This is a genomic window from Vibrio sp. 10N.222.48.A3 (genome assembly GCF_041475345.1).
Taxonomy (GTDB): domain Bacteria; phylum Pseudomonadota; class Gammaproteobacteria; order Enterobacterales; family Vibrionaceae; genus Vibrio; species Vibrio tasmaniensis_A.
This window is the reverse complement of sequence record NZ_JBFRVX010000834.1, coordinates 1-332: the sequence shown is the minus strand read 5'-3', so window position 1 is coordinate 332 and position 332 is coordinate 1. Positions and strand designations below refer to the sequence as shown.

1 protein-coding gene is annotated in these 332 nt (G+C 40.1%); it reads left to right on the top strand.

Going from position 1 to position 332, the window contains the following annotated elements; genetic code table 11:
* The first annotated feature begins 39 nt into the window (after window positions 1-39).
* Complete coding sequence (locus tag AB4653_RS20450; protein ID WP_157936403.1) at window positions 40-216, top strand: hypothetical protein; 177 nt, start codon at window positions 40-42, stop codon at window positions 214-216.
* The last annotated feature ends 116 nt before the right edge of the window (window positions 217-332 follow it).

The following is a 332-nucleotide window of genomic DNA, read 5'->3' as shown; positions in this document are numbered from 1 at the left end:
TAGCGCATTCGTATCATGTTACTGATTTAAGGGGAATATATGCTAGACCGTGATTCGTTTGAATATGTGCGTATAAACGCTTATAAAACCGCTGGTGTTGGTAAAAAACCTTTGCCGAAATTCATGCGAAAACTTGTAGCAAGAACCACTCTGCATCGAGCATGGTTGCAAGGGAGCACAGGGAGTTTCCTAGTCCCTGTTCTAGAAAGAAACTAACTAAGAGGGTAAATTGTGGCTAAAGGAATATCTCTACCTAAACAGGTAGAGAGTCTTAAATCAGATGTTGGGCTTCTTACTCAGCAACTTGCTAATAATTCAATTGCTCTCAAGTT

Coding starts and splice junctions, on each gene's coding strand:
- AB4653_RS20450 (WP_157936403.1), top strand. CDS start 40: ATGCTAGACCGTGATTCGTTTGAATATGTGCGTATAAACGCTTATAAA.